This window comes from Streptomyces phytophilus, from assembly GCF_013870535.1.
GTDB classification, from domain to species: domain Bacteria; phylum Actinomycetota; class Actinomycetes; order Streptomycetales; family Streptomycetaceae; genus Streptomyces; species Streptomyces phytophilus.
Genome location: NZ_JACBXC010000653.1, coordinates 1 through 3,388, shown reverse-complemented (window position 1 = coordinate 3,388; position 3,388 = coordinate 1). Strand labels below are relative to the sequence as shown.

The window sequence follows — 3,388 nt, the reverse complement described above, 5'->3', positions numbered from 1 at the left end:
CACGAGCGGCACGCCCACGCCGCCGCCCGCGGCGATCTCGTCCCACGCGGCCATGAGCAGCCGTACGCCCTTGGCCTCCGCGAGCCGGCCGAGGAAGAGCAGTTGCTCGCCCGCGGCCGCCCGGCAGGCGCCCGGGTCGGGTACGAAGTTGTGCTTCACCGCGAGCCGCTCGGGCGGCATGCCGGAGCGCACCAGGACGTCGCGCTGTGCGGCGGAGATGCAGAGGAACCGCGCCACGCCGGACCACCAGCGGCGCCGGTTGACCGACAGGCTGACCGCGAGCGGCACGGTGGCCAGCCGGGAGTTGCGGTAGCAGCCGTGCCGGACGGCGGGCAGCGGCGTGGCTCCGACGCACTCGGTGCAGTGCCGGCCGTCGCGGCGCAGCGTGCCGGGGGGGCAGATCTGGGTGTAGTTGTGCAGCGTGGCGACGGCGGGCACGCCGGCGTCGGCGCAGGCGGCCAGCACGGCGGGCGACAGCAGGGGGAAGACGTTGTGGACGTGCACCACGTCCGGCCGCTCGGTACGCAGCCGACCGGTCAGCTCCGCGCGGACCGCCGGGTTCCACGGCACCAGCAGCGGCACCGCGGCCTTGCCCAGCAGGGACCGCGCGGCGATGTCGTCGCTGCGCCGCTCGAACACCCCGACCCGGTGCCCGGCCGCGCGCAGCAGCGCGACCTCCTGGTCGACCACCCTGTTCTCGCCGCTCGGCTGCGCCGACACGTACCGGTTGTGCACCACGAGGACGTGCATGTCAGGTCAACTCCGATCCCTGGCCCAGCGCGGGACGCGTCGTCGGGGGGCCGCGGGCGGCGCGGCCGGGGCGGCGGGGGCGGGTGCGGCCAGCAGGGAGGCGGCCACGGCCAGATGCAGCAGGTAGGGCGAGGCGTCGCCGAGACCGGCCTCGGTGTACGACGAGATCGCGCAGTAGGCGATCAGGAAGATCGCGCAGGCCCGCGGCACCGACGGCGGCCGCAGCAGCGCTACGCCGCCCAGCACGGCGACGAGGGCCGCCACGATCGCGGCGCCGGTCAGACCCTGTTCGTGGTAGACGGCCAGCCAGCTGTTGTCGATGGGCAGCCCGTCGTACGACTTGTCGCCCAGACCCGTACCGAAGAGGCGCTCCGAGGTCGTCCGGGGCGCCGCCAGCAGGGCGTCCCAGACCTTGGCCCGGCCGGTGAGGCTGGAGAAGTTCTCCCGGCTCTGGCCGCGCAGGAACCACGCCTGCACCATGGGGGCGAACCACACGGCGGCCACCGCGGCGCACAGCACCGCCCAGGCGAAGAACCGGCGGGCGGGGGCGCTGGTCAGGACGAGCGAGCAGATGGCCAGCGCCAGCCCGGCGAGCAGGCCGACCGTCGCCGTCCGGGTGTGGGTGAGCGCGAGCAGGACGAGTGCGGGCACGATGATCACGGCCGCGCTCGCCCCGGTGGTGTGGCGGCCCAGCAGGAGCAGCACGGTGAGGCCGGTGATCACGGCGGCGTACTGTCCGATCTGCGGCGGCGTGAGCGGCCACAGCGCGCCGACCAGCCGCCCGCCGTAGAGTTCCGGCATGGCCGTCCCCGGCGAGACGGCCAGCCCGGCGGCGACGGAGCCGAGCACCGCGTAGTACATCCGGATGTGGCTCCGGACGAACGCGAGGCCGCCGTCCCACCAGCGGGTGAGCAGCCACAGCGTGCCGACGAAGAGGGCGAGCCGGGCGCAGCGGAACAGCGCCCCGAAACCGGCCTCCAGGTCCACGCTGGAGATCACGCTCGGCACCAGCAGCAGGGTGAGCAGGAAGACGAAGGCGCTGGGCCGGATGCGCAGCCGCAGGTTGACCGCCAGCGCCAGCGCGAACGCGGCGAGCAGCGCGCCCATGGTGACGGTCTGGATGAGGGAGCGGGGCAGCACGACGATGGTCTGCGCTCCGGCGGAGCCGAGCGTGTTGAGGCCCAGCAGCCCCCAGACGATCCCGACGGTCCTCGGGGTGCGGGCGCGGCGCGGCGCGGCGGGCGTTGCGGCGGCGGGCGGCGCGCCCGTCGCGTCCGGTCCGCCCGCCGGCGCGCCGCGCGCCGTGTCCCCGCTCATCTCAGCCACCGGCCCGCGGGGCGAAGGTGCTGCCTTCGTCCTGGGCGTACGGGATGCTCTGCCACTGCGAGACGTCGAGGGTCCTGCTCTGGTCCCGGGCGACGAAGCTCCACGGTCCGCGGTAGGTGTTGTGGTGCCAGCGGTTGCGCTGCTTGTCGGTGATCGCCTCGGCCACCCGCTCGCCCTTGTACGGCGACCAGTCCGGGTACGTGCCGTAGTTGGCGAGGATCCCCATGCGCCCGCACTCCACGGTGCACATGACGACGGACGTGTCCAGTTCGAAGCGGTTGTGATGGATGTCCACGCGCTGGGTCTTCCACCGGCAGTCGCCGTAGAGCGGTGCGGTGGCGATCGCGGGCCGTTCGCAGCGGTCGGTGTCCGGCACCAGCAGCGTGCACTCGCCGGTGGAGGTGTTGGCCGGGCTGTTGCAGAACCGGTCGGCGTTCTCCCACAGGGTGATGCCGGACCAGTTGTCCTCCAGCACGTTCCGGTAGATCTCGATCTTGTCGGTACGGGCCGGGATCCGGGGTTCGCCGCCGGACTCGGACACGTAGACCGTCGCGTACGGGAAGTCGTCGCCGCGGTCGGCGGACGCGCGGCCCTCGACCCAGTTGTTGCGCCGGATCGTGTTGTCGCGGATGACGGCGTTGTAGCTGGTCTCGTACATCAGCGCGGCACCGTCGTTGGCTTCGAGGACGTTGTCCTCGAAGCGGAAGTCGTTGTTGTTGTTGTCCGCCCACAACCCGGTTCCGCGGTTGTCGTGCACCCAGTTGCCGCGGATGTCGGCGCCGTCGACGGCCCAGAACTTGACCCCGCCGGTGCAGCCGCAGCCGGGCCTGCGCCGCTCCCAGTCGTCGGTGTTGTTGCCCGTGATCTCGTTGCCCTCGACCACCAGGTCGCGGATGGCGTCGCCGGCCTGGTACGCGTTCATGCCGTACTGGCCGTTGCCGCGCAGGCAGCTGGCCCGTACCTGCTGGCGGGCCCCGGCCATCAGCCCGGCGCCGGAGTTGTGCTGGATCCGCGCGTGCTCGATCACCCATCCGTCGGCCGAGTCGTGGTTGACCACGCCCTCGTTGTGCGGCGCGACGAACCGCTGCACGGTCAGGTGGCGGATGGCGACGCCGGGGGCCGTACCCCCGAACGCGTACTGGTTGGTCTGCCGGCCGTCGAGCACCGCGCCGGGCGCGCCGAGGTAGCTGTTCCCCTCCTTGGGGACGACCTGGGCGTAGCGGTCCGGTGCCAGCCGGTGCTTGCCCGGCCGCAGCCAGAACGTGGTGTCCGGCGGGCTGCTCCTGGTCTTCGCGGCGAGGTCGCCGACCAC

3 protein-coding genes are annotated in these 3,388 nt (G+C 73.1%); all 3 read right to left on the bottom strand.

Annotation, left to right across the window (positions count from 1 at the left end):
* Positions 1-750: glycosyltransferase (locus tag H5J30_RS22985; protein ID WP_181789283.1), on the bottom strand; the 750-nt coding region annotated here is incomplete at its 3' end.
* Positions 751-756: 6 nt separating this feature from the next.
* The gene (locus tag H5J30_RS22980; RefSeq protein ID WP_220189251.1) at positions 757-2,067 is read right to left on the bottom strand and encodes an O-antigen ligase domain-containing protein; all 1,311 of its coding nucleotides are present in this window, start codon (positions 2,065-2,067) and stop codon (positions 757-759) included.
* 1 nt (position 2,068) lies between these two features.
* Positions 2,069-3,388, bottom strand: a 1,320-nt coding sequence (locus H5J30_RS22975; protein WP_258563489.1) for a right-handed parallel beta-helix repeat-containing protein, incomplete at its 5' end; no start/stop codon positions are given.

What these genes read in the sequence shown, in the direction of transcription:
- H5J30_RS22980 (WP_220189251.1), bottom strand. Translation starts at nt 2,067, where the DNA reads ATGAGCGGGGACACGGCGCGCGGCGCGCCGGCGGGCGGACCGGACGCG.